The organism is Bradyrhizobium sp. 27S5 (assembly GCF_037217225.1).
GTDB classification, from domain to species: domain Bacteria; phylum Pseudomonadota; class Alphaproteobacteria; order Rhizobiales; family Xanthobacteraceae; genus Bradyrhizobium; species Bradyrhizobium septentrionale.
Genome location: NZ_CP147714.1, coordinates 7,867,501 through 7,892,647, shown reverse-complemented (window position 1 = coordinate 7,892,647; position 25,147 = coordinate 7,867,501). Strand labels below are relative to the sequence as shown.

Sequence of the window (25,147 nt, the reverse complement as noted above, 5' to 3'; positions counted from 1 at the left end):
ACCGGTCGGGTTAGCTCGCGGAAGGGCTGGTCTTGGCAAGAATGTGGCGCAGGCCGGATCGCGAGGTGATGCCGGTCTTCGAGAATATCCGGTGCAGATGGTAGCCGACCGTTCTGTGGGACAAATACAGCTTGGCCCCGATTTCCTTGTTGGAGAGGCCCTCACTGGCGAGTTGCGCGATGTGAAGCTCCTGTGGAGTCAGCGTCTCCCATACCTGCTCGGTCCGCCGGCGGCTGGCTTCCCCTGAAGCACGTAGTTCCTCCCGCGCGCGGTCGCTCCAGGGCGAAGCACCGAGTGCGTCGAAGATGTCGCGAGCTTCGCGCAGCGGGGCCCTCGCGTCGGCGGGGCGCCGCTGCCGGCGCAGCCAGCCGCCATAGGCGAGAAGAAGCCGTCCTCGCAGGAATGGCCATCTCTTCGCAGCCGGCCCGAGACCGTGCAAGAAGGACTGTTCGGCATCCTCAGGTGCCGCAAGCAGCGCGTTGCTGTAGTGGAGCATGGTCTCGACCCAGGGGACCGGGGTCGGGGCCGATCCACGCTCCATTTCGTCGACCACTGCACGGGCCGTTTCGGGGTTGCCAGAGAGCACAGCGGATTCGACGAAATCTGCAAGTCCGAAGAACTGGAGACCGGAATTGAAGGCTGGATCGGCAGGTGCGAACAGACGTCGCAGCTGTTGATAGGCCTCCCAGTGCCGGCCTGCGCCGATCGCGGAAATGCCACGCGCGAGCTGCAGCATTGCGAGCAGGAAGCTGGCGCCTATCGATACGATCAGGCGCTCCGCCTGCGCCGCATGCGCTTCGGATTGCTCCAGATTGCCCTGCATTCCGGCGAGGTGCGCCTTCAGGATCGTGGCCGCCGCGATCCACAAGGTGCCATCTGTCTCTTCGGCAAGCCGGACCGATTCTTCGGCCTCCCTCGTCGCACTCGTCCAGTCGCCGACTTCCATTTCGGCCCAACCCTGCGCGAACAGCACCCGCGCAAGATCGCCGAGCCGGCCCTGTGCGCGTAGCGCGGCACTGGACCCGGCGAGCAGGCCTGTGCCGAGATCGAAGGCGCCGATGACATTCGCAGCGCTTCCCAGGATTCCCGCAACGACTGGATCGCCATCCCTTGCTCTGGAAAGCTCGTGGAGTTTGACATGCACGTCACCGCCGTGGCGAAGCGGTTCGACATAGGCGGAGATCGCGAGCAGAAGAGGATCCCTCGCCGGCAGCTTCAGCCGGTCTGCCGCAACAAAAACCCTGGTGCGGAGTTCGTCGCTTGCACTGCTCCACCAGCAGCGTTGCGCGGCACGCCAAAGAAGATTGGCTGCCAGACCCGTGGCGCCTGCGGCGTGGGCCCGGGCGGCGAATCCAAGCAGGGCCGGGATCTTTGCGGGATCATCGATCGCCGGAGGTTGGCCGATCTCGCGACACCAGCCGATCCTGGCCGATGTGAGCGGGTCGCTTTCATCGACGTCGGCCTGGCGGAGCAGACGTTCCATGAGATCTGGTTGTCCCAGATCGGCTGCAAGTTCGGCAGCCCGCAGCAGACGGTCGCTCCTGGCTTTCGCCGTACTGCTCAGTCGGGCCGCATTTTCAAGAACCGCGATCGCCATGGCAACGGCGCCCCGCCGCAATGCCCGGGTCGCCATACGGTCGTGTTCGTCCGCCAGTTCGTCGTCCGGTCCGATCGTCGCCGCCGCGCGATGCCATAGCTGGCGATCCAACTGATCCTGAATGGTCCTCGCCAGCGCTGCGTGAATTTTTTGACGCGTCGCCAGCTCAGCCGCCTGATGCATCGCGGAGCGAACCAGCGGATGGCGGAAACGTACGTCGGTGGCGTCGACCTCGATCAGTCCGGCGGCGACAGCCGGCGCCAGGGCGTCGACCCCGACCCGCACGCCCAATACCGCCTCGCCGGCATGCAGAGCTTCGTACAGCGAAGTTCCGTCATTTTCCGCCGCCACGAACAGCAGGGTTCGGGTCCAATCTGGAAGGTCCGACACGCGGCTCGAGAAGGCGCGTTCCAGACGCTCCGTGAGTGGAAGCCACGGTGCATCGCGCGCTTCCGTTGCCCGCTCGCCGCGCGGCAGTTCGACAAGGGCCAGCGGGTTGCCGGCAGCCTGTTCGAGGAAGCGGCCGCGCAGATCGGCCGACAGGCCCGGTGCGTTGGCGTCCAGCAGGCGCTCGGCATCGACGCGATCAAGTCCGGCAAGATGCAGCCGCAGTGTGGAGGCATCTCCAAACGGACGATTGAAACCATCGCGCATGGCCAGCAGCAGAACGATAGGGTCCGAACTCAGCCTGCGCGAGATGAACGCCAACACCTCGTAGGTTGCCTGATCCAGCCACTGGGCATCGTCGGCAACAAGTAGGATGGGCCCGCGCGTTGCGCGTTCGGTGAGAAGGGACAGCGCCGCCAGCCCCACCAGAAAGAGATCGGGCGGACCCGCGTCGTCATGCATGCCGAAGGCGGCCAGCAGCGCCGACCGTTGCCGGGGAATCAGGCGCGCGGCCTGCTTCATCAGAGGCCGCAATGCCTGCTCGAGCGCTGCGAACGGCAAATGAACTTCGGCCAGGACGCCAGCCATGCTGAGGACCGAAAAGCCGCGCTCATCGGCTCGCTGCCTGGCGATTTCGAGCAGGGTCGATTTCCCGATTCCGGGCTCGCCGCTGACAATGAGCGTCGATCCGCCTTGATCGATGCGGTCGATCAACCGATCGATAAGAGCAACGTCCTGCTCGCGGCCTTGTAAGCGTGGGGTTGGAGATCGGGTGGTGGGGGCGAGCGATCCCGTCTGCGGTTGTGTCTTCTTCGTCCGCTTGGCCATCCCGCAACCGTTCCAGACGTCGCACCGGGCTGCATCGATCTAGTCTGTATCGGACCCATCCTATCACGGGTGGAGAGCGGTGCAGGAGCCTTATCGTACACAATCGCCGACTGGTCGTCTGCCTGTCGGCTGTCGCGTCCGGCCCGACGCGCCCGCTGCGCCAATCTGTCCCGTCGCTGTCGCCGGACGATGCGATAACCTCGTTGAAAATTCAGGGAGGGAATCGCTTTGGTGAAATTCAGTCGCCGTCACGTCGTCGCTGCCGGCGCGGCGGCTGCCGCGATGCCTTTGCTGTCGCGCCGGGCCTCGGCGCAGGCGGCGTGGCCGTCGCGGCAGATCCGCATGATCTGCAGCTACCCCGCAGGCGGGCAGACCGACCTCTTGGCGCGTGCTTTCGGCGAATACATCTCGCGGCAGGTCGGGCAGACCGTCGTCATCGAGAACAAGGCGGGCGCCTCGGGCTCGATCGGCGCAGCGGAAGTCGCGCGCGCCGCGCCCGACGGCCACACCATCCTCTGCTCGATCTCGGCCACCTATGTGATGAACCGGGCGATGATGAAGAACCCCGGCTATGACATGGACAAGGACCTGACGCTGGTCAGCGTGATCCCGGGCGCCGGGCTGCCGCTGGTCGCGAACCCGAAGCTCGGCGTCAGGACGCTGGCGGACTTCGTGGCCCATGCACGCAGCAGCGGCAAGGTGAATTTCGGCACCTACAGCGCGGGCTCGGCGCCGCACATGACGATCAACGAGCTCAACAAGCAATACGGCCTCACCATCGAGCCGATCCATTATCGTGGCGAAGCGCCGATGTGGACCGGGCTCGCGGAAGGCACGCTCGATGTCGCGATGGGCAGCTACACCGCTGCGCAATCCGCGCTGCAGAGCGGCCGCGGCACTGTGTTCGCGGTGCACTCCAAGAAGGTCGCCGCGATCCCTGAGATCAAGACGCTGCCGGAACAAGGCGCGACATCGAAATTCTTCACCTTGAGCGGCTTCTCGGGCTGGGCGGTGCCGAAGGCGACGCCGCAGCCGATCGTCGACCGGCTGTCCGAGCTCTGCGTCGCCGCCAACGATGATGCCAAGGTGAAGGAAGTTCTCAACACCTTCGTGCTGGAGCCCGCGATCGGCTTCAAGGACAGCAACGCGCTGTATCAGCGCGAATTGCCGGGCTGGATGGAGGCCGCCCAGTCGCTCGGCCTGCCGCCGGCGTAGGACGTGTACTCGTAAATTGGTCGCGTCCGCTTCCTCTCCAACAACGGACATTCAAAGAGACACGGTCAACGCCCGGATCGCTTCCGACCAATCAACCCAACGCTTGCCGGCTTATGTTGATTGGCGGAATCATCCTAGGGCTGGCCATCCGGCCAATCATATTCCGCTGCGATACTTTGCATGAGCTCGCTGGCCAGTTCTCCACCGCGAGCCCCGTTCGTCATGATAACGGCGCCATCACCATTTTCGAACACGATCATCGAACTGACGAATCCATCATTGACGCCCCTATGCTGAAATCGTCGATGCGGCGAGACTCCGCGAACAATCAGACCCAGTCCATAATCGCCAAGACCCGGTGTGAGCATTTGAAGGGTCGTGGCCTGAGACAACACGGATGTGTCGCGGCCGGTCCATGCGTCCAGCACACCCAGCGCAAAGTGCGCGACGTCGGTAGGGGTCGTCCACAATCCCGCGGCAGCCAATTCCGGATAGGTATGGGGACCTCCCGGTACCGGCGCTCCGCTCGCTCGATAGGGTGTTGCGGCATTTTGAGCGACATTTTTGGGCAGCGGCTGGAGGAAACTGCTGTGGGTCATTCCGAACGGCTTGAGGACAAGTTCTTCAAGCAGTTCTGGAAACGCCTTGTCAGTTACGTCGATGAGCAATTGCTGCACTATAGTATAGCCGCCGCTAGAATACGCGAACCTGGCGCCGGGCTCGTGATCGACAATGACAGGCGCGGTGTTTGCAGGCGCGCATAGTGCAAACCAATCATGCGCTGACAGCTCGAACCGGGCTAGGGCACGACACCACAGCGGCGCGCCGTTGAGAACCTCGCCGAGTGACGGAACGGGTGCACCTGCAGGATATCCCGGAAAATAGGGAACGGTTATACCAGCCGAATGATTCAGCAGGCTTCGAAGTGTAACCCTTGATTGATCGGTGAACGAGTTAACAGGAATTCTCCAGGTCTTAAGGGCTAAATTGACGTCGCCATCGAGATCGAGTTTCCCGGCCTGAACCAATGCGAGCGCCGCCACAGCGGTAACCGGTTTGCTGATTGAGGCCGCTTGGAACAACGTTTCAGGCGTTACAGGCGGACCACCGATGGTGGCGGCCCCGAACCCGCGGGCCTGGATTCCGCCGCCATGAATCACGGCGATGCTGACGCCAGGAACGTGCAGTTCGTTCATCCGATCAGCAAGCCTCATCGGACGACCGCTGGCGTCGGCGATAGCAGGCCTTAGGGCATTCACGATGCGCTGGATACGATGCTCAAAATCGTTGCTGCTGCCTGAGGCCGCATTGTCCTGAGCACGTGAAATCGGGAGGGCAACGAGGCTTCCTATGAACGCGAGCAAGGCTCGACGGCTGATATTGAGGACCGTCGACTTGGCGTTTCGCGAGCAGACGACAAATTGAGACATGAAATAGTTTTACCATAAGGGGCCCCTTTCGGCAGGGGTCAACACGAGCTTCGGCGGTGACTGGCGCCAAGTCCGCTTCGGGCAAAAGCCGACGATTGCGGGAGAGCGAGACGACTTTCCGCCTCGCCCTCGGGCGCCGATGTTTATGAGGACAGGTCCCGGATCGTGCCATGACGGCGCGATCTGGCTGCGACAAAACAACCCGACGGGCAACTCAGCAAAACCTGTCAAGCCCACGCGCTGAAAATATTTCGCTTTATCAGAAAAACAACTCAGTGTATGGTTCGCCCGTCTCACCCGATCGAGGGGCGCTGCGCATCGTCACGGGTGTTGCGGTGAGATGCGGTGGACGCCGAGCGCGCAGTCGACGAATGCGTGTGAAGCGGACGGTGAAGTCGTGTGGTCCTGACGCCCTAGTGGTAGGTGTCTTTTCACAAAACGCTATCGCGTCTTGTGAAGGCGGTGACAAACAAGCCCAGTCTCGCCGGGGAGAGCGCGAAATAAGCCGTAACCCATCGCGCAGGGAAAGCCGGGATGTTTCCGGTTACACCTGTGGTCCTACCTCCCGCGTTTTTTACTACGCGGGACCCATGGGTGCGATCGGCACCCGGCTTTCCCTGCGCCCTCTGTTTGAGGCGAGGGCGAGACGAGACGCAAAGCTCGGACAAATCATGTCGCGAGAACGCGAAGCTGTGTCCCCACCCACACTGTCATCGCCCGGCTCGCCGCCTTCGCTAAAGCTTCGGCGTGCCAGAGATTCGTGGCCTCGTCGAAGCCTTGGCGTAGACGGGACCGGGCGATCCAGTACGCCGCGGCCTTTCGGCTCCAGCACCGGCGTCTCTGGAATACTGGATCACCCGCATGCGCGGGTGATGACACCGAACAGGCTGTTTGACAGATTGAATCGAGAACCATCCTCATGGTCGTCCTGGCAAAAGCCAGGACCCATTACCCCAAATCTGAATTGTTGCGCGACGCTGGGGCCACAATCCCCTTCATCACCGAATGCGGTGGTTATGGGTCCCCTGGCTTTCGCCAGGACGACGAAGTGGAGAAAGCGGTACGCGTGATCCTACTTCTTCAAATTCGCATGCGGCCGGCCGAAATCCGGCGCCGCGGAATCCTGGCCGGTCTCGACGATGCCGCGGCGGATGGCGCGGGTGCGGGTGAAGTGGTCGAACAAGGCTTCGCCGTCGCCGCGGCGGATCGCGCGGGTCAGCTTCGACAGGTCCTCGGTGAAGGTGCCGAGCATCTCGAGCACCGCCTCCTTGTTGGCGAGGAACACGTCGCGCCACATCGTCGGGTCCGACGCCGCGATGCGGGTGAAGTCGCGGAAACCGCCGGCGGAGAACTTGATGACCTCGGATTCCGTCACCTGCGCCAGCTCGTCGGCGGTGCCGACGATGGTGTAGGCGATCAGATGCGGCAGATGGCTGGTGATCGCGAGCACGAGGTCATGATGGTCCGGCGTCATGATCTCGACCTTGGCGCCGAGCGCGGCCCAGAACGCGCGCAGCCGGTCGGTCGCAGCGGGATCGGTGCCTTCGGGCGGCGTCAGGATGCACCAGCGGTTGATGAAGAGCTCGGCGAAGCCGGAATCCGGCCCCGAATGCTCGGTGCCGGCCACCGGATGCGCCGGCACGAAGTGCACGCCGCCAGGCAGATGCGGCGCCATGTCCTTGACGACGGCGCCCTTCACCGAGCCGACGTCGGAGATGATGGCGCCGGGCTTCAGATGGCCAGCGATCTCGGCCGCCACCGGGCCGCAGGCGCCGACCGGGATGCAGAGGATGACGAGGTCGGCATCCTTGACCGCCTCGACATTGGTCTCGACGACGCGATCGACGATGCCGAGCTCGGCGACGCGCGCGCGCGTCTTCTCCGAGCGCGCGGTGGTCACGATCTCGCCGACCAGCCCCTGCGCGCGGGCGCCGCGCGCGATCGAGCCGCCGATCAGGCCGAAGCCGATCAGTGCGATGCGGTTGAAGAGCGGAGCGGTGGTCACGATGTCACTTTCCGGCCAGGAAGTCGCGCAGTCCCTCGACCACGAGGCGGTTGGCTTCTTCGGTGCCAATGGTCATGCGCAGCGCATGCGGCAGCTTGTAATTGTTGAGCGCGCGCAGCACGAGGCCGCGCCGCGTGAGATAGGCGTCGGCTTCCGCCGCGGTCTTGCCCTTGTCGGTCGGGAAATGGATCAGCACGAAATTGGCGACGCTCGGTGTCACCTTCAGCCCGAGCTTGCCGATCTCCTCGGTCAGCCAGTTGCGCCACCGCTCGGTATGGGTCCGCGACATCTGCACATGCGCAGAGTCCTCGATCGCCGCCACCGCCGCCAGCATCGCCGGCGTCGTGACGTTGAACGGACCGCGGATGCGGTTGCAGGCATCGACGATATGCGCCGGGCCGAACATCCAGCCGATCCGCAGCGCGGCAAGGCCGTGGATCTTCGAGAAGGTGTGCGTCACCACCGTATTGTCCGTCGTCGCGACCAGCTCGATGCCGAGCTCGTAATCGTTGCGCGAGACGTAATCGGCATAGGCGGCGTCGATCACCAGCAGCACGTGCGAGGGCAGCGCCGCGCGCAGGCGCTTGACCTCGTCGAACGGCAGATAGGTGCCGGTCGGATTGTTCGGGTTGGCGAGCCAGACCAGTTTTGTGCGCGGCGTCACCACCTTGAGAATGGCGTCGACATCGGCCGTGAAGTTGGTCTCGGCCGCGATCACGTTCCTGGCGCCGTTCGCCATGGTGGCGATCGGGTAGACCAGGAAGCCATGCGTGGTCGAGATCGCCTCGTCGCCGGGTGCGAGATAGGTGTGCGCCAGCAGATTGAGGATCTCGTCGGAGCCGGCGCCGCAGATGATGCGGTCGGGATCGAGGCCATAGGCACGGCCGATCGCCTCGCGCAGCACGCGCGAGGTGCCCTCCGGATAATCCTCGAGATGGTCAGCCGCGGCCTTGTAGGCCGCGATCGCCTTCGGCGACGGCCCGAAAGGCGTCTCGTTGGCGGACAGCTTGAACACCTTGCGGCCCGGTTCCGGCACCGGGCTCTTGCCGGGCGTATAGGGCGCAATATCGAGAATGCCGGGGTTCGGCACGGGGCGGGACATTATCAACTCCGGATCTACAACGGGCGGCTAGCTCTTACTTCAAGTCCTGGCCGACCCGTTAGTCGGCACCGTATAGCGCGTTGCGTGGCTGCCGACGAGGGCCGAAGAGCGGACCGAGGCGCCGGCCTCGATCAGCGCGAACTTGATCTTCTCGAAGCCCTTGTTCTTAAGGTCGTGCCCGGTGACCGAGACCAGCAAGGCCGCGCCGTCGAAGGCGGTGTCGGGGACCGCGACGATCTCGGCGAGCGGGGCCAGGGCGCGGGCGACATCGGCGTTCCAGCCGGAGACGCGCACGCTCCACATCTCGACCTCGGTCACCATGGCGTCGTCGGCGACCCGCGAGATCACGAACACCGGCAGCGCGGCGGGATGGTCGGCGCGTTCGAGGAATGGCAGCCGCGCGATGATCTTCGGTGCGCCGTCGACTTCGAGCGCATTCCACCACGGCGTGCGGCTCGCGATCGCCGAGACCAGCGCGAGGTCGCCCTTCGATTTCGCCACCGCTTCGACCGCGGCTTGCGCGCTGAAATGCGAGACGTAGGGCACCACGAAGCCGAAGTGAAACCGCGCCGAGTCGCGCATGGCGGACTCGCCGACGGAAACATCGGCATGCACCGCGAACGGCGCCTGCACATAGGTGAAGGTCGAGATGATGACGCGCCAGATGCTCTCGATGGTGTCGAGCGGCAGGATGCCGCGATGGCGCTGTACCAGCTCGCGCATCATGCTGGCCTCGCGCGCCGGGCGGAACGCCGAGCCGACCTCCTGGGTCTTCTTGACCTGGATCAGGCGGTCGATGATGTCGCCGCGCGCCATCAACAGGCGGTGAACCTGCTCGTCGATCGCATCGATCTCCTTGCGCAGCTCCTGCAGCGAGGGCGGCGACGGGGGTGGCTTGGACATGCTCTAAAACCTTGTTGTCCGCCCGGCCCGATGCCGCGTCAGACAGGGTCCCTGATTAGAAAAGACAGCCACCGAAAGCAAAGAGAAACGTCGCAGGCGTGCCTTGCGCATTCGGTTAACCAATCGGCCGGGGATCTGGCTGCCTTGACGGCGGGGGAGCCGGGGACTACGTTCCCTGCGTCCCGTGGTCATTTGAGCCGGCCGGCTTGCAGCCACGTTAAACAACTCGCTAAACAGGCCGGGGACCTTATCAGCTCCCGGCCGAACCTTTGTTCAGGCCGGGTTTTTTATTGGCTTGAGGTCCGTCGAGCCCTCCCGCGCGGAGGCAGGGTCGCCTAGATGAGCAATGTGCGTCCGATACCGAGCCCACAAACCCAGAGTGATGATCGCGCCCATGAGGCGGATCATCCGTCGTCATTGCTGGCGAAGTTCGGGATGGACCAGCCGCTGAAGCTCGATTGCGGCGTCGATCTCGCGCCGTTCCAGATCGCCTACCAGACCTATGGCGAGCTCAATGCCGACCGCTCCAACGCGATCCTGGTTTGCCACGCGCTGACCGGCGACCAGCACGTCAACAACACCCATCCGGTCACCGGCAAGCCCGGCTGGTGGGACACTATGGTCGGCGCGGGCAAGCCGATCGATCCCGAAAAATACTTCATCATCTGCTCCAACGTGATCGGCGGCTGCATGGGCTCGACCGGGCCGGCGTCGCTGAATCCTGCGACCGGCAAGGTGTGGGGGCTCGATTTCCCGATCATCACGATCCCCGACATGGTGCGCGCGCAGGCGATGCTGATCGATCGGCTCGGCATCACGACGCTGTTCTGCGTGGTCGGCGGCTCGATGGGCGGCATGCAGGTGCTGCAATGGACCGCGGCCTATCCCGACCGCGTGTTCGCGACGCTCGCGATCGCCTGCTCGACGCGCCACTCGGCGCAGAACATCGCGTTCCACGAGCTCGGCCGCCAGGCCGTGATGGCCGATCCGGACTGGCGCGGCGGCCGCTATGTCGACGAGGACACGCATCCGCATCGCGGATTGGCGGTTGCGCGGATGGCTGCGCACATCACCTATCTCTCTGACGCGGCGCTGCACCGCAAGTTCGGGCGGCGGATGCAGGACCGCGAGCTGCCGACCTTCTCGTTCGATGCGGATTTCCAGGTCGAGAGCTATCTGCGCTACCAGGGCTCGTCCTTTGTCGAGCGCTTCGACGCCAACTCCTATCTCTATCTGACCCGCGCGATGGACTATTTCGACATCGCCGGCGACCATGACGGCGTGCTGGCGAAGGCGTTCGCCGGCATCAAGACCCGGTTCTGCGTAGTGTCGTTCACCAGCGACTGGCTGTTTCCGACCTCGGAATCGCGTGCGCTGGTGCACGCGCTGAATGCGTCGAGTGCGCGGGTGTCGTTCGCCGAGATCGAGACCGACAGAGGCCACGACGCCTTCCTGCTCGACGTGCCCGAATTCCTGGAGATCTCCCGCGCCTTCCTGCAGGCCGCAGGCAAGGCGCGCGGATTGAACGGCGGCGGCCAATCATGAGCATGCAGCAAACCCTGCCTTTGCCGGGCGTCGCGCCCGAGCGAACCGGCAGCTATCGCACCGATCATCTGCTGGTCGCCGACATGGTGCGGCCGGGCTCGCGCGTGCTCGACGTCGGCTGCGGCGACGGCGAATTGCTGCAGCTTTTGGAGAGCCGCGGCATCGACGGCCGCGGCATCGAGCTGTCGCGCGAGGGCGTCAACGGCTGCGTCGCCAAGGGGCTCGCGGTGGTGCAGGGCGACGCCGACACCGACCTCGTCAACTATCCCGATGACGCCTTCGACTACGTGATCCTGTCGCAGACGCTGCAGGCGACGCGGCAGCCGAAGGTGGTGCTGGAAAATCTGTTGCGCATCGGCCAGCGCGCGATCGTCTCGTTCCCGAATTTCGGCTTCTGGAAGATGCGGCTGCAGCTTCTGATCGGCGGCCACATGCCGCGCACCGAGAATTTGCCGGCCAGCTGGTACGACACATCCAACATCCATTTCTGCACCATCAAGGATTTCGTGCAGCTCTGCGACGAGATCAACGTCAAGATGGAGCGCGCGGTCGCGCTCGATCTCTACGGCCGCCCGGTGCCGCTCAATCTGCCGTGGTGGGTGTGGAACATGTTCGGCGAGCAGGGCGTGTTCCTGCTCAGCCGAGGCGGGGCAAAGTAGCAGCTGCGTAGCCAATCACGGTCGTCATTCCGGGGCGATGCGCAGCATCGAACCCGGAATCCATTCATCCACGAAGTTTGCGGCCCAATGGATTCCGGGTTCTCGCTTCGCGAGCCCCGGAATGACAGTAGGTTACACCGGCGTCGCCACCAGCGACCTCGGATCGCGCACCGGCCAGCGGCCGGCCTCGACCAGCGCGATGAAGCGCTCCACCATCTCGTTGAACAGCGCCGGTTCCTCGAGGTTGAGCACGTGACCCGACTTCGGGAAGAACGACAGGCCGGCGGCCGGCAGATGCTGCTTCAGGAACATGCTGGGCGCGATGCAATTGTCGTCCTCGTCGCCGCACAGGATCAGCGCCGGCGTGGCCGCGCGCTTGACGGCCTCGGTCATGGTGTAGATCGAAGGCCTGCCGCCTTGAAAGCTGCGCATCGTGTTGGCCGAGCCCTTGGCGTCATGGCGGGCGAGCGCGGCGTAGAAGTCGGCATGGCCGCGCGGATCCTTGACCAGGAACGGAATCCGGCTCGGCGCCTCGCGCGTCACCTTGGCGACCTCGACCGAGCCGATGGTCTCATATTGCTCGGCATTGGCGCGGCACTGCGCGCGGAAGGCTTCGAGATTCTCGAGGCTGGAGCCGGAGCCGACCGCGGCGAGCGTCATCGAAAGCGCGCGCTCGGGCGCATTGAGGGCGACCTGCAGCGACGAATAGGAGCCCATCGACAGGCCGATGAAGTGGGCCTTCGCGATGTCGAGGTGGTCGAGCACCGCAAGCGCGTCGGTGTAGAAATGCTTGTAGGTATAGACGTCGGCAGACGGCGGCACGTCCGATGGCGTGTAGCCGCGCGCGGAATAGGCGATGCAGCGATGGCCGCGCGAGAAGTAGCGCATCTGCGGTTCCCAGTTGGTGTGGTCCGCGGCGAACTCGTGCAGGAAGATGATCGGGGTTCCGTGGCCGGCCTCTTCGAAATGCAGGCGGACATTATCTTTCGCGACGGCGTGGGGCATTGAAATTCTCCTCTCGTTGGCCAGCCTCAGATTTGCAATTAATTTTCGCGGCCGCAATGCGGCAGCTCCGATTATTTTTGGTCATGGAGTTTGCGCGGAATGACCCAGAAATCGTTTCCGCAGCGCCGCATGAAATCTTCCTCTCGCCACATCCCGAATTTCAAAACCACCGCCGCGTTCCCAAGGGAACGCGATGGGGAATCGGGGGTGTTACAGAGGATCTCGAGAAGTATGGTTCAGTTGCTTGCGTATCGCCGGTCGCTTCGGGTTTTGGCACTGGCTCTGTGTTCGCTCACGCTCGCCGTGATCTCCGCCGCTCCGGCGTCCGCCCGTCCGCATCATTCGCGTCACGCGCATTCGGCCCATGCCGGCCATCACGCGCGGCACTATGCCCGTCATCACTATCGCCACGCCGCGCGGCTGTCGCGCTCCGAGCGCCGCGCGCTGACGCAGGCCACAGCCCTTACCGAGGCCAACGCGGCCGTGATGCCCGGCATTGAAGCCGTGCCCAACACCGGCGGCGTGAGTGCTGCAAGCGGCTTCGGCTCGTCCGGCATCGTCGCGGAGGCGCGCCGCTATCTCGGCGGCAATCCGACCGACCGCCGTAGCCTGTGGTGCGCGCGCTTCATGAACATGGTGCTGCAGCACACCGGCTATCGCGGCACCGGCTCCGACATGGCGAGCTCGTTCGCCAAATACGGTGAGCGCGTTTCCGGGCCGCAGGTCGGTGCCATCGCCGTGATGAGCCGCCGCGGCGGCGGTCACGTCGGCATCATCACCGGCGTCGATGCCAAGGGCAATCCGATCATGATCTCGGGCAACAGCGGCCATCGCGTCCGCGAGGCACCGGTCTCACGCGGCCGGATCTACGCCTACGTGATGCCGACCAACTGATCCGCCGAAAGCTGGGCACGGCGCATGCGCGCCTTGCCCGGCCTACGAAGCCATCGGCTGTTCGGCGGCAATCGTGTCGCCGACGGCCGCATCGCCGTCACTGATGATCTCGGCGTAGATGCCACATTCATTGTTGCCGAAGCGCTGCATCAGCGTGTTCGGGACCGAGAGGTCGCGCACGCCGGTCTCGGGATCGACATTGACCGCGGCGCAACGGGTGATGCGCTTCACCACCCTGGCCCGTGCGCTGCCGATCGCAATGGTCTGGTCGAGCAGGCTGGCTTCGTGCCAGGCCGGCCAGCCCTCGACATAGAGGTTGGCGCGGAAGCGCAACGGATGGACCGGCGCCTGTACCATCTCCTCGATCGCCCGCAGGCTCGCCAGGTTGATGATCGAGACCACCTTGCGCGGGACGTCGGAAAAGCTGTGCCCCGGGCTGACCAGGACCTTGGGCGGTCCCTTGATCTGGCTGGCATGACGGTCGGCGAAATAGCGCTCGATCGCCGCGCGCCCTGCTTCCGTCTCGAGATCGCCCTGGGCCAGCATCGCGCCGTCGCGGCGCAGCGTCAGCACATGGCTGTCATCGTCGAAATGGGTGCGCAGCGGCGCCAGCCACTCGTCCCGCTGCAGCATCAGGAAATGCGGCTTCGCCAACCATTTCGGCGCCGACGGATCGAAACCGCTCGGGCCGTTCTCGATCGCGTAGCGGCGATCCGAGCGCAGCGTCTGGCCGATCTTGAGCTCGGTACGGGGCAGGGGCTCGGGCGTGAGTCCCTTGACCGGGTAGCGATAGATGCCTGTGATCCGGGCGGAGGAAGCTTGCGTATTGTCCATCCGCCCGCTCTAGCCTGTTTGGCGCGCGAGGAGAACCGCCGCCATTAGTAAGGCAGCTAGAGCGTTTTCCGATCACGTTGCGTCGTAACCAGCCGCGACGAGATAATTTTGACATTCCTCGGGTGAGAAGCGTTTGAGAGCGTTGGCGATTGCTTGCCAGAGATCGGGCATGGTGCGCGCTGCGGCGGCCCGCAACAGCGCTTTCAGTTTGGAGAAGGCCATTTCAATCGGGTTGAAGTCTGGACTGTAGGGCGGAAGATAGAGCAGGCTAGCTCCGACCGCCTGGATGGCCTCTCGAACGCCATGGACCTTGTGAGCGGGCAAGTTGTCCATGATAACGGTATCGCCCGGCCGCAGCGATGGGGCGAGCAATTGCTCGACGTAGGCCAGGAAAGCGTCGCCATCCATTGGACCGTCCAGAACAAGCGGCGCGATCAGACCGTCGGAGCGCAATCCAGCGGTGAACGTCGTCGTCTTCCAATGTCCGTGTGGGATAGCTGCACGACATCGCTCGCCGCGTGGCGAGCGCCCGTAACGCCGCGCCATTTTGGTGTTGGCGCTGGTTTCGTCGATGAAGACGAGACGCTCAGGGTCAAGGTCGATTTGCCCTTCGAACCACTCCTCACGTGCGGCATTTATATCGCCGCGCCGTTGCTCGGCGGCGTGCGCTGTCTTTTTTTAAGTGTGATCTTTCTGCGCTGGAAAAAACGCCAGAGCGACGCGATGCCAGTCGATATTCCACGACGTTTCAACAGTTCTCGCAACTCGGCAAGCGTGATATCCGGCCTCGCTGTCACCGCCTCCAGAATCAATTGCGAATGCGCTTCGATGCGCTGCGATTTGCGGTCACCGCCCTGGCGTTTAGGAACGATGTCGCCAACTTTCTTGAGGCGACCGCGCCAGCGGATCGCACTGGCCGCGCTGACACCAAAGCGCTCAGCAGCCTGTCGACAGGACATGCCACCGTCAATCGCGGCTACCACCCTTTGGCGAAGATCAACCGAAAGCGCCCTGGCCATACATGCTGGCCTCCCTCGCCAGCATGCAGCTTGAATCTGACTCGCGCCGTTTTGGGAATCCCCACCCGATTCTTTCCGGTCGGAAAATGCTCTAGTCAGGCCGCGCCGCGCCGGCCTCATCCAGCACGCGCTGCATGAACACCAGATCGAGCCAGCGGCCGAACTTGCGCCCGACCTCCGGCATCCGGGCAACCTCGACGAAGCCGGCCTGCGCATGCAGCCGCAGCGAGGCCTGATTGCCGCCGTCGATGCCGGCGATCATGACGTGCTTGCCGAGCGCCATCGCAGCGGCGACGAGCTCGTCGATGATGACGCGGCCAAGGCCGCGGCCGCGATGATCGGCGTGGATATAGATGCTGTGTTCGACGCTGTAGCGATAGCCGGGAAAGGCCCGGAAATCGCCGAACGTGCCGTAGCCGAGCACCGTCGTCCCCTCGACGGCCACCAGCACCGGATAACCCAACGCCTGCCGCGCCCTCATCCAGGCCAGCCGCTCGGCGTCGGTATCCCGCTTCTCGGTCCAGATCGCGTTCGAGTTGGCGACCGCCTCGTTGAAGATCGCGGTGATCGCAGGAATGTCCTGCTCGGTGGCGGGGCGGATGATCATCAGCAGTTCCTCGACGGGCCTCTTGAACAACCCCGGTTGTCCACTATATAAGACAACATGTCAATTATAGAGGACAAGGCCGATGATGCTCTCGGGCGGCGGGTTCGCGCCGAGCGGGAGGGCCGCGGCTGGTCGCTGGCGGAACTCGCTGGCCGGGCAGGCGTGTCCAAGGCCATGCTGAGCAAGATCGAGCGGGCGGAGGCAAGCCCGACGGCGGCGACGCTGTCGCGGATCGCCACGGCCTATGGCCTGACCATGGCCGCGCTGTTTGAGGTTGCGTCAGACGGTTCCCGCCTGCAGCGGGCCAAGGATCAGCCGGTGTGGCGCGATCCGAAGGCGGCCTATCTGCGGCGGCAGGTGTTCCTGCATCCGGCCAATCCGCTGGAACTGGTGGAGATCGAGCTGCCGGCCCGGCAGGAAGCCGGCTTCCCCGCCAGCGCCTATCACCTGGTCCGCCAGGTGGTCTGGGTGATCAGCGGCCGCCTCACCCTGGTGGAAGGGGCGGTCCGCCACGAGCTCGCTACGGGTGACCGTGTCGAGCTCGGCCCGCCATCGGACATCGTCTTCCGTAACGAAACTGCTCAGCCCTGCCGCTACCTTGTCGCCATCGTGCGGCGCTGAGCTCGATCGGGTGAAATCGCAAGCTGTGGCTCTTCCGTTTTGGAACCAAGTGCCCACATCTGCGGCAAGCCTGAAAAATGATGGCGACGACCAGAGGCTGGTTGAGGAACATCAACGCGGCCCGCGGAACCCCAATGAAGATGCTGTTGTCATGCCTGAATGGGTGACGATGGCAGGCCGAGGGAAAACGAATGAACATTGAGAAGTACACCGAGCGCTCGCGCGGATTCATCCAGTCTGCCCAATCGCTCGCAATGCGCGACGGTCACCAGCAGTTCTCGCCGTTGCATCTGTTGAAGGTGCTGCTGGACGACAATGAGGGGCTGGCCGGAGGTCTGATCGACCGTGCAGGCGGCAATTCCAGAGCGATCCTGAAGACGACCGAAGAGGCGCTGAACAAGCTGCCGAAGGTCTCGGGCAACGGTGCCGGGCAGGTCTACCTGTCCCCGGAGCTGGCGCGTGCCTTCGACGCTGCGGAAAAGGCCGCCGAAAAGGCCGGCGATAGCTTTGTCACCGTCGAGCGGCTGCTGCTCGGGCTCACGCTCGAGAAAGGCAGCGAGGCCGCCTCCATCCTGAGCAAGGGCGGCGTCACGGCGCAGAACCTGAACGCGGCGATCGAAGCGCTGCGCAAGGGCCGCACCGCCGACAGCGCGACCGCCGAAAACGCCTATGACGCGCTGAAGAAATATGCCCGCGACCTGACCCAGGCGGCGCGCGACGGCAAGCTCGACCCGGTGATCGGCCGTGACGAGGAGATCCGTCGTACCATCCAGGTGCTGTCGCGGCGAACCAAGAACAATCCCGTCCTGATCGGTGAGCCCGGCGTCGGCAAGACGGCGATCGTCGAGGGCCTGGCGCTGCGCATCCTCAACGGCGACGTGCCGGAGAGCCTCAAGGACAAGAAGTTGCTGTCGCTCGACATGGGCGCCCTGATCGCCGGCGCGAAATATCGCGGCGAGTTCGAGGAGCGGCTGAAATCCGTCCTGCAGGAGGTCTCGACCGCCGAGGGCGGCATCATCCTGTTCATCGACGAGATGCACACGCTGATCGGCGCCGGCAAGGCCGACGGCGCGATGGACGCGTCCAACCTGCTGAAGCCTGCGCTCGCGCGCGGCGAGCTGCACTGTATCGGTGCGACCACGCTCGACGAGTACCGCAAGCATGTCGAGAAGGATGCCGCGCTGGCCCGCCGGTTCCAGCCGATCTATGTCAGCGAGCCGACGGTCGAGGACACCATCTCGATCCTGCGCGGCCTGAAGGACAAATACGAGCAGCATCATGGCGTGCGCATCACCGACACCGCGTTGGTGGCCGCGACCACGCTGTCGAACCGCTACATCACCGACCGTTTCCTCCCCGACAAGGCCATCGATCTGATGGACGAGGCGGCGGCGCGGCTGAAGATGCAGGTCGATTCCAAGCCCGAAGAGCTCGATTCGCTGGATCGCGACATCATCCGGCTCAAGATCGAGCAGGAGGCGTTGAAGAAGGAGAACGATGCCGGCTCGAAAAGCCGCCTGCAGACGCTGGAGAAGGAACTCGCCGGGCTCGAGGAGAGGTCGGTGGCGCTGACGGCACGCTGGAGCGCGGAGAAGAACAAGCTCTCCAATGCCCAGAAGCTGAAAAGCGAACTCGACGCACTCCGCGTCGAGCTTGCCAATGCACAGCGTCGTGGCGAATTCCAGAAGGCGGGCGAGCTGGCCTATGGCCGGATCCCCGCGCTGGAGAAGAAGCTCGCCGACATCGAGGCAGCCGAAAGCAGCAAGCAGAGCGGCGGCGAGATGATGGAGGAGGCGGTTACCGCTAACCACATCGCGCAGGTCGTCTCGCGCTGGACCGGCGTGCCGGTTGACAAGATGCTCGAGGGCGAAAAGGACAAGCTCCTGAAAATGGAGGACTCGCTCGCCAAGCGCGTCGTCGGCCAGGCCGAAGCGGTGCGTGCGGTGGCAACCGCGGTGCGCCGTGCCCGCGCAGGCCTGCAGGACCCGAACCGGCCGACCGGCTCGTTCATGTTCTTGGGCCCCACCGGCGTCGGCAAGACCGAGCTGACCAAGGCGCTCGCCGCTGACCTGTTCAACGACGAGACCGCGATGGTCCGCCTCGACATGTCCGAGTTCATGGAGAAGCACTCGGTCTCGCGGCTGATCGGCGCGCCTCCCGGCTATGTCGGCTACGACGAGGGCGGTGCCCTGACCGAAGCCGTGCGGCGCCGGCCCTACCAGGTCGTGCTGTTCGACGAGATCGAGAAGGCGCATCCCGACGTCTTCAACGTGCTGTTGCAGGTGCTCGATGACGGCCGGCTGACCGATGGTCAGGGCCGCACCGTCGACTTCCGCAACACGCTGATCATCATGACCTCGAACCTCGGTTCGGAGTTTTTGGTGAATCAGCCGGAAGGCGAGGACACGGCGGCAGTTCGCGATCAGGTGATGGGCGTCGTGCGGGCGCATTTCAGGCCGGAATTCCTGAACCGCATCGACGAGATCATCCTGTTCCACCGCCTGCAGAAGAGCGAGATGGGCCGCATCGTCGAGATCCAGTTCGCGCGGCTGCGCAAGCTGCTCGAGGATCGCAAGATCGAGCTCGCGCTCGACGCGAAGGCGCGGGATTGGCTCGCCGAGAAGGGCTGGGATCCGGCTTACGGTGCCCGTCCGCTGAAGCGGGTGATCCAGCGCAGCGTGCAGGACCCGCTGGCCGAAATGATCCTCGCCGGCGAGGTCAGGGACGGCGATCACGTCAAGATTTCGGAGAAGGGTAACGTGCTGACCTTCAACGGTCAGGTGCCCAAAACCGCCGAGATCGTGCAGTTCGAGGCCCCGGTCTCGAAGCGCAAGCTGAACTGACGGCTCAACAATAAAAAATCCTCCCCGCAGATCGCGGGGAGGATTTGGTTTGCGAATCACTCTTGCGGGACGATCGGCGGCGACGGGCTGCCGGGCTCGTCGTCCTCGCCGGGCTCGAGCTCGGACAGGATGTCGACCAGCTCGCGGGCGCGGCCCGTGGCCAATGGCCTGCCGGCATTGATCAGCGGCTCGTCGTTGGCAAGCCAGGCCTGCGCCTCGGCAAGCTCGGTGACGGTTGCTCCCGATGCAATGATCCTGGCAATCGTGACGTCGTCGGCGTGGCCGACGGCCTTCAGCACGTCGTCGCGCGTGAGCGGGGTCATGGCGCAAATCCTTGTGCTATCTTCGTTGAGCACAACCGAACCCCTGTCCGCCGGCGATCCGCGCCGGCGGGCAGGGACGCATCAGTTCAAGGCTCAGCTGTGCGTTGTGAGCCGAGGCGGATGCTGGGACATTACCCAGAGCTCGATCGCCGCAAGGACTGCGACGGCGATGCCGATCACCACGTGCACGGTCGTCGCGGTGGTCATTCCCTGGAAACCCAGGACCCAGGGCGAGACCAGCGCCCAAAACCCGACGATGAGGTTCAGCCACTCCTCCCAGACCGCGAATGCCGCGAGCGCGGCGATCGCAAGGATCGCCATCGCGAGGCCGACGATGTGGGCGTTGGTGGAAACCGTTCCGGCGTCGAACTTGAACAGCCACGGCGACAGGAAGAGAATCGCGCCGAGGATCAGGTTTGCGACGTCACACAGTTTTGCGTTCGTCCAGTTCTCCATGACACCCTCCATTGGAGGTTTCACTGACGAATCAACTGGATGATCGCCGTTCGGGTTCCCATCTTGCGGCGCGAAATTTAACGAAACTGGCGGCGTGACGGCCTGGAAACGGCATCGTATCTGATCTGCGCCTACAGCGTTTCGTAGGATCTGCGCGGCCGGACGGGCCGGCCTCTTGCATCATCAGCGGTTGGTGGAGCGCGTCTGCGACGTCGAGCTGGTGGCGTCCGAGACGATGCGGGCGCTGCCGCGGCTCGACATCTGGGCTTCGATCCGGTCGCGTTCCTTCTCGAAATTCGCCAGCATCGGGCCTTCGAGCGAGCGGCCGCGCGGCAGTTTCACGCGCAGCGGATCGACAAATCGGCCGTTGACCAGGATTTCGTAATGGACGTGGGGGCCGGTCGATGCGCCGGTCGAACCGACGAAGCCGATCACTTGGCCCTGCCGCACCTTCTTGCCGGCCTCCATGCCCTTGGCGAAGGCCGACATATGGCCATAGCCCGTCTCGTAGCCGTTGGAGTGCTTCATGCGGATATATTTGCCGTAACCGCCCTCGTACCCGACCTTTTCGAGCACGCCGTTGCCGGAAGCGAAGATCGGCGTGCCGTAGGCGGTGGCCCAGTCGACGCCGGTGTGCATTCTCACGTAACCGAGGATCGGATGGCGGCGGCCGCCGAAGCCCGAACGCATGATCGCGGTGTTGACCGGCTTGCGCACCAGGAACTTCTTCGCGCTCTTGCCGGTCTCGTCATAGTAGTCGACGACGCCGTCGTCGGAGCTCTGGAAGCGGTAGTACTTCTTGGTTTCGCCGCCCACGGTCAGCGCGGCGTAGAGCACTTCGGTCTTTTCGGTGCTGGTGACGCCCTCGTCCTCGCCGGCATAGTACACGTCGAAGGAATCGCCAGGCTGCACCTTGCGCTGGAAATCGACGTCGTAGGAGTAGATCTTGACCATGTCGTCGATCACGGTCGGCGGCACCTTGTTGCGCAGCGCGGTCTCGTAAATGCTCTGATAGAGCCGCACGCCGCTGCCATCATCCTCGTCATCGTCGCTGGAATTGTCGGCGGTATCGGTCGTGGTGTTCATGCTCTGCACGTCGACGGCGACGTATTTGCCGATATCGGACAGCGCGGCGACTGCCTCAACGGCGGATTCGTTGGCGACGATGACGCGATAGGGCTGCAGTCTGACATTCGGTCCGGGAGTTGCCGGCGCCATCAGGATTCGCACCTTCTGGCCTTCCTTCAGGCCGCCGTCGCGGCCGCGCGGGCCGAGCGTAGCGGCAATCGCCTTCGCCTCGTCCGCCGTTGCGCCCTGATCGCGCAGGATCGAGGTGATGCTGTCGCCCTTCTTGACGAGGTGAACCCGTTCACCGATCGGATTGCCGCCGGTAACCTGCTCCTTGGTCTTCGGCAGCAGGGTGACGTTCTCCGGCACTACACGGGTCTCGAAGCCCGCATAGGGATCGGGGGCGTTGCCCTCGGCGGCGTAGGCCAGCCTCATATCGGGCCCGGTGCCGGTCGCGTCGGCCGCGGCATTGGCGAGTGAGGCGTAGCGCACTGAGTTGCCGGAGCCGCGCCAATTGGCGGCGTCGCGGACCCGCATCAGGATGTCATTGAGCGCGACGACGGCGGCGAGCTTCGCTTTCGGCAGCACGGATGCCAGATCCTTGGTGACGAAAGAGACCTCGGCGTCGGGCTCGGCCGCCGCATTCGGATCCTCGGTCGCCGCCGGCGTGTCGGAGCCGACATCGGTCAGAAGACGTTGCGCGTTGAACGCAGGTATTTTTGCCGACAGATCGCTCGTGGTCATCGAGAGATTGCCGGAAATGCGGATGAAGGGCCGCACCCGCATCACGTCGCGATTGCCGACGCGGGTTACGGTCGATACGCGCACCAGGCTGCGGGAGGCGGAAGATTCGCTGGGTGGCGGCAGGCGGTCGCCCTTGTGCACGCTGACGACGCGATCATTGCCGGTGAACGCGCCGCGCAGCGCGCCTTCGACGCGCTCCGGCACCTTGGCAAAAGTCATTTCGCCGTCGAGCGACGCAAAAACGGCGCCGCCGATCAGGGCCGCGCCACATAGACCAGTCAGAATGGTGCCGCTGAACCATTGAACGGAGACACGGCGGCGATCGATCACCGCAGCCTCGGTGCCGTCGACTGAAAGCGGCGGCTCGTGACCGAGATCGATCATCCCGGTCTCGCGCCCAATGCCGCTTCCGCGTGACGCCCGTTGGCTCAACCCTGTATCCCCCCAAATTCCAGCAACTGCGATCGACCTCTGCTCGTCCCTGTTCCCACCTCGATTCCTCGACGAGGAATTCCGGCAGTGTGGCGAGCCACACGCATCGAAGCCGAGAAGCCGATGGCCATTAGCTAGCCGCGATCTCGAACGTCAATGGTGTGCAGATCTCTCGATGTTGCTCGGCCGTGTAGGGAAAGAGGCGACGGGTTCTTGGAGAAAATCGCCTGGTCCCCCGAAAAAACCACCCGAGCCCCCACAGGTTTCGAGCGGTTCAATGCATACCTTATAGCCAGAACGTCGCAGGATTGTGGCTCAAGTGCGGCGCAAGGTCCCCAAATATCAGGGACTTTTCCGCCCCTGAAAAAAGTTTGTCGTCATGCGACGATTTCTTGACGATGAGTGTTGACAGGTCCGAAGGGGCGGGCCTATAAGACACCCACTGAGCGCGGCGCTGCATTGGCCCACCGGCCAAGGCAAGCATTCGCGCCCTTTATGCTCCTCACTTCGATGAGTGACACAACAGCCGACATAAATCGGTTGGGGTTTACCATCGATTGCTGAAGGGTAGAACCACCCTCTAGGGTGTGGGGTCGTCGGATCCCGGGCTGTTTGACAAGTAAAGATGAAGAAAGAGAAACGTGGACGGCGGAGTCCTTGCGTCCCTCGGAATACTTGAAAGCTTCGGCTTTTGACGTTCTGAGGGTGGACGAAAGACTTCGGCGGTACACGTTTTAAAGGTTACACCATCGTTGTCAGCGATGTGAATCGCGGACAGCTCGTCGACTTCGGTCGGCGAAGAATGGTGGGACCTCGTCAAACGTTGTGATCAGCCGGTTCAAGGTTTCAAGTCCAACTTGAGAGTTTGATCCTGGCTCAGAGCGAACGCTGGCGGCAGGCTTAACACATGCAAGTCGAGCGGGCATAGCAATATGTCAGCGGCAGACGGGTGAGTAACGCGTGGGAACGTACCTTTTGGTTCGGAACAACACAGGGAAACTTGTGCTAATACCGGATAAGCCCTTACGGGGAAAGATTTATCGCCGAAAGATCGGCCCGCGTCTGATTAGCTAGTTGGTGAGGTAATGGCTCACCAAGGCGACGATCAGTAGCTGGTCTGAGAGGATGATCAGCCACATTGGGACTGAGACACGGCCCAAACTCCTACGGGAGGCAGCAGTGGGGAATATTGGACAATGGGCGCAAGCCTGATCCAGCCATGCCGCGTGAGTGATGAAGGCCCTAGGGTTGTAAAGCTCTTTTGTGCGGGAAGATAATGACGGTACCGCAAGAATAAGCCCCGGCTAACTTCGTGCCAGCAGCCGCGGTAATACGAAGGGGGCTAGCGTTGCTCGGAATCACTGGGCGTAAAGGGTGCGTAGGCGGGTCTTTAAGTCAGGGGTGAAATCCTGGAGCTCAACTCCAGAACTGCCTTTGATACTGAAGATCTTGAGTTCGGGAGAGGTGAGTGGAACTGCGAGTGTAGAGGTGAAATTCGTAGATATTCGCAAGAACACCAGTGGCGAAGGCGGCTCACTGGCCCGATACTGACGCTGAGGCACGAAAGCGTGGGGAGCAAACAGGATTAGATACCCTGGTAGTCCACGCCGTAAACGATGAATGCCAGCCGTTAGTGGGTTTACTCACTAGTGGCGCAGCTAACGCTTTAAGCATTCCGCCTGGGGAGTACGGTCGCAAGATTAAAACTCAAAGGAATTGACGGGGGCCCGCACAAGCGGTGGAGCATGTGGTTTAATTCGACGCAACGCGCAGAACCTTACCAGCCCTTGACATCCCGGTCGCGGACTCCAGAGATGGAGTTCTTCAGTTCGGCTGGACCGGAGACAGGTGCTGCATGGCTGTCGTCAGCTCGTGTCGTGAGATGTTGGGTTAAGTCCCGCAACGAGCGCAACCCCCGTCCTTAGTTGCTACCATTTAGTTGAGCACTCTAAGGAGACTGCCGGTGATAAGCCGCGAGGAAGGTGGGGATGACGTCAAGTCCTCATGGCCCTTACGGGCTGGGCTACACACGTGCTACAATGGCGGTGACAATGGGATGCTAAGGGGCGACCCTTCGCAAATCTCAAAAAGCCGTCTCAGTTCGGATTGGGCTCTGCAACTCGAGCCCATGAAGTTGGAATCGCTAGTAATCGTGGATCAGCACGCCACGGTGAATACGTTCCCGGGCCTTGTACACACCGCCCGTCACACCATGGGAGTTGGTTTTACCTGAAGACGGTGCGCTAACCCGCAAGGGAGGCAGCCGGCCACGGTAGGGTCAGCGACTGGGGTGAAGTCGTAACAAGGTAGCCGTAGGGGAACCTGCGGCTGGATCACCTCCTTTCTAAGGATGATCATTCAGATCGCTCACGCGTTCTATCGGATCGTTTTAGAAACATTCAGGGGCCAACAGTTTCAGGATTGTTGAGCTCCATTGGCGGGATTTCGCCGTCTTCGTTTCTCTTTCTTCGCGGACGAACACGCGCCAGGGGCTGAGCGCTTGAGCGATGCACCGGCGCAAGTCGGTTGCGCGCCGGCATGCCTCTCGTGTTAGGGGCTTGTAGCTCAGTTGGTTAGAGCGCGCGCTTGATAAGCGTGAGGTCGGAAGTTCAAGTCTTCCCAGGCCCACC

General features: G+C 63.4%; 18 protein-coding genes, 1 tRNA gene, 1 rRNA gene and 1 riboswitch (1 of these 21 cut by a window edge). Of the genes, 8 read left to right on the top strand and 12 right to left on the bottom strand.

Going from position 1 to position 25,147, the window contains the following annotated elements; translation table 11 throughout:
- Positions 1-10 precede the first annotated feature (10 nt).
- Positions 11-2,812, bottom strand: coding sequence for an ATP-binding protein (locus WDM24_RS37175; protein WP_338829251.1), 2,802 nt, complete (start codon positions 2,810-2,812; stop codon positions 11-13).
- 282 nt (positions 2,813-3,094) lie between these two features.
- Here WDM24_RS37175 and WDM24_RS37170 point away from each other — a divergent pair, with 282 nt between their 5' ends.
- The gene (locus tag WDM24_RS37170) at positions 3,095-4,027 is read left to right on the top strand and encodes a tripartite tricarboxylate transporter substrate binding protein (protein ID WP_338832516.1); all 933 of its coding nucleotides are present in this window, start codon (positions 3,095-3,097) and stop codon (positions 4,025-4,027) included.
- Positions 4,028-4,161: 134 nt separating this feature from the next.
- Here the strand turns inward: WDM24_RS37170 and WDM24_RS37165 are convergent, their stop codons facing one another.
- From WDM24_RS37165 to WDM24_RS37150, 4 genes are all read right to left on the bottom strand, one after another.
- A complete protein-coding gene (locus WDM24_RS37165) occupies positions 4,162-5,457 on the bottom strand; it encodes a serine hydrolase domain-containing protein (RefSeq protein ID WP_338692349.1) in 1,296 nt (431 codons plus the stop codon).
- A gap of 1,072 nt (positions 5,458-6,529) precedes the next feature.
- Positions 6,530-7,462 (bottom strand): prephenate/arogenate dehydrogenase family protein, encoded by a 933-nt coding sequence (locus WDM24_RS37160; protein ID WP_338829250.1) that lies wholly within the window; start codon positions 7,460-7,462, stop codon positions 6,530-6,532.
- A 4-nt stretch (positions 7,463-7,466) separates the two neighbouring features.
- Positions 7,467-8,564 carry a histidinol-phosphate transaminase gene (hisC, locus tag WDM24_RS37155; RefSeq protein ID WP_338829249.1) on the bottom strand — a complete coding sequence of 366 codons (1,098 nt, stop codon included), beginning with the start codon at positions 8,562-8,564 and terminating at the stop codon, positions 7,467-7,469.
- Between the two features lie 39 nt (positions 8,565-8,603).
- On the bottom strand, positions 8,604-9,467 hold the full coding sequence (locus tag WDM24_RS37150) for a chorismate mutase (RefSeq protein ID WP_338829248.1): 864 nt from the start codon (positions 9,465-9,467) through the stop codon (positions 8,604-8,606).
- A gap of 174 nt (positions 9,468-9,641) precedes the next feature.
- Positions 9,642-9,721: riboswitch (SAM riboswitch) on the top strand.
- A gap of 85 nt (positions 9,722-9,806) precedes the next feature.
- Here WDM24_RS37150 and metX point away from each other — a divergent pair.
- The gene (metX, locus tag WDM24_RS37145) at positions 9,807-11,012 is read left to right on the top strand and encodes a homoserine O-acetyltransferase MetX (RefSeq protein WP_338829247.1); all 1,206 of its coding nucleotides are present in this window, start codon (positions 9,807-9,809) and stop codon (positions 11,010-11,012) included.
- Entirely contained in the window at positions 11,009-11,671 is a 663-nt protein-coding gene (gene metW / locus WDM24_RS37140) for a methionine biosynthesis protein MetW (RefSeq protein ID WP_338829246.1), read from the top strand. The genes metX and metW overlap by 4 nt, the downstream gene beginning before the upstream one ends.
- 132 nt (positions 11,672-11,803) lie before the next feature.
- Here the strand turns inward: metW and WDM24_RS37135 are convergent, their stop codons facing one another.
- Positions 11,804-12,676 carry an alpha/beta hydrolase gene (locus WDM24_RS37135; RefSeq protein WP_338829245.1) on the bottom strand — a complete coding sequence of 291 codons (873 nt, stop codon included), beginning with the start codon at positions 12,674-12,676 and terminating at the stop codon, positions 11,804-11,806.
- A gap of 231 nt (positions 12,677-12,907) precedes the next feature.
- On the opposite strand from WDM24_RS37135, the gene WDM24_RS37130 reads away from it, so the two are divergent.
- Positions 12,908-13,570 (top strand): TIGR02594 family protein, encoded by a 663-nt coding sequence (locus WDM24_RS37130; RefSeq protein ID WP_166299353.1) that lies wholly within the window; start codon positions 12,908-12,910, stop codon positions 13,568-13,570.
- Between the two features lie 42 nt (positions 13,571-13,612).
- On the opposite strand, the gene WDM24_RS37125 is transcribed toward WDM24_RS37130, so the two are convergent.
- The 3 genes from WDM24_RS37125 to WDM24_RS37115 all read right to left on the bottom strand — a co-directional run bounded on the left by WDM24_RS37125 (position 13,613) and on the right by WDM24_RS37115 (position 16,030).
- Positions 13,613-14,404, bottom strand: coding sequence for an MOSC domain-containing protein (locus WDM24_RS37125; protein WP_338829244.1), 792 nt, complete (start codon positions 14,402-14,404; stop codon positions 13,613-13,615).
- Between the two features lie 72 nt (positions 14,405-14,476).
- Positions 14,477-15,423, bottom strand: a protein-coding gene (locus WDM24_RS37120; RefSeq protein ID WP_414645651.1) for an IS630 family transposase whose coding sequence is annotated in 2 segments (ribosomal slippage) — positions 14,477-15,075 and positions 15,075-15,423 — 948 coding nt in all. Because the reading frame shifts where the segments join, the coding sequence is not laid out codon by codon here.
- Positions 15,424-15,514: 91 nt separating this feature from the next.
- Positions 15,515-16,030: an N-acetyltransferase family protein gene (locus WDM24_RS37115; protein ID WP_338832515.1), complete on the bottom strand. Its 516-nt coding sequence runs from the start codon at positions 16,028-16,030 to the stop codon at positions 15,515-15,517.
- 57 nt (positions 16,031-16,087) lie between these two features.
- On the opposite strand from WDM24_RS37115, the gene WDM24_RS37110 reads away from it, so the two are divergent.
- Complete coding sequence (locus WDM24_RS37110; RefSeq protein WP_338829243.1) at positions 16,088-16,651, top strand: XRE family transcriptional regulator; 564 nt, start codon at positions 16,088-16,090, stop codon at positions 16,649-16,651.
- A 191-nt stretch (positions 16,652-16,842) separates the two neighbouring features.
- The gene (gene clpB / locus WDM24_RS37105; protein ID WP_338829242.1) at positions 16,843-19,494 is read left to right on the top strand and encodes an ATP-dependent chaperone ClpB; all 2,652 of its coding nucleotides are present in this window, start codon (positions 16,843-16,845) and stop codon (positions 19,492-19,494) included.
- A 56-nt stretch (positions 19,495-19,550) separates the two neighbouring features.
- Here clpB and WDM24_RS37100 read toward each other — a convergent pair whose 3' ends face one another.
- From WDM24_RS37100 to WDM24_RS37090, 3 genes are all read right to left on the bottom strand, one after another.
- A complete protein-coding gene (locus WDM24_RS37100; RefSeq protein WP_338829241.1) occupies positions 19,551-19,817 on the bottom strand; it encodes a hypothetical protein in 267 nt (88 codons plus the stop codon).
- Between the two features lie 93 nt (positions 19,818-19,910).
- On the bottom strand, positions 19,911-20,273 hold the full coding sequence (locus tag WDM24_RS37095) for an SPW repeat protein (RefSeq protein ID WP_338692338.1): 363 nt from the start codon (positions 20,271-20,273) through the stop codon (positions 19,911-19,913).
- Between the two features lie 183 nt (positions 20,274-20,456).
- Positions 20,457-22,517 (bottom strand): M23 family metallopeptidase, encoded by a 2,061-nt coding sequence (locus WDM24_RS37090; protein WP_338829240.1) that lies wholly within the window; start codon positions 22,515-22,517, stop codon positions 20,457-20,459.
- 853 nt (positions 22,518-23,370) lie between these two features.
- Here WDM24_RS37090 and WDM24_RS37085 point away from each other — a divergent pair.
- Positions 23,371-24,861: ribosomal RNA gene (locus tag WDM24_RS37085) — 16S ribosomal RNA — on the top strand.
- 210 nt (positions 24,862-25,071) lie between these two features.
- Positions 25,072-25,147, top strand: a tRNA-Ile gene (locus WDM24_RS37080) (it continues 1 nt past the right edge of the window).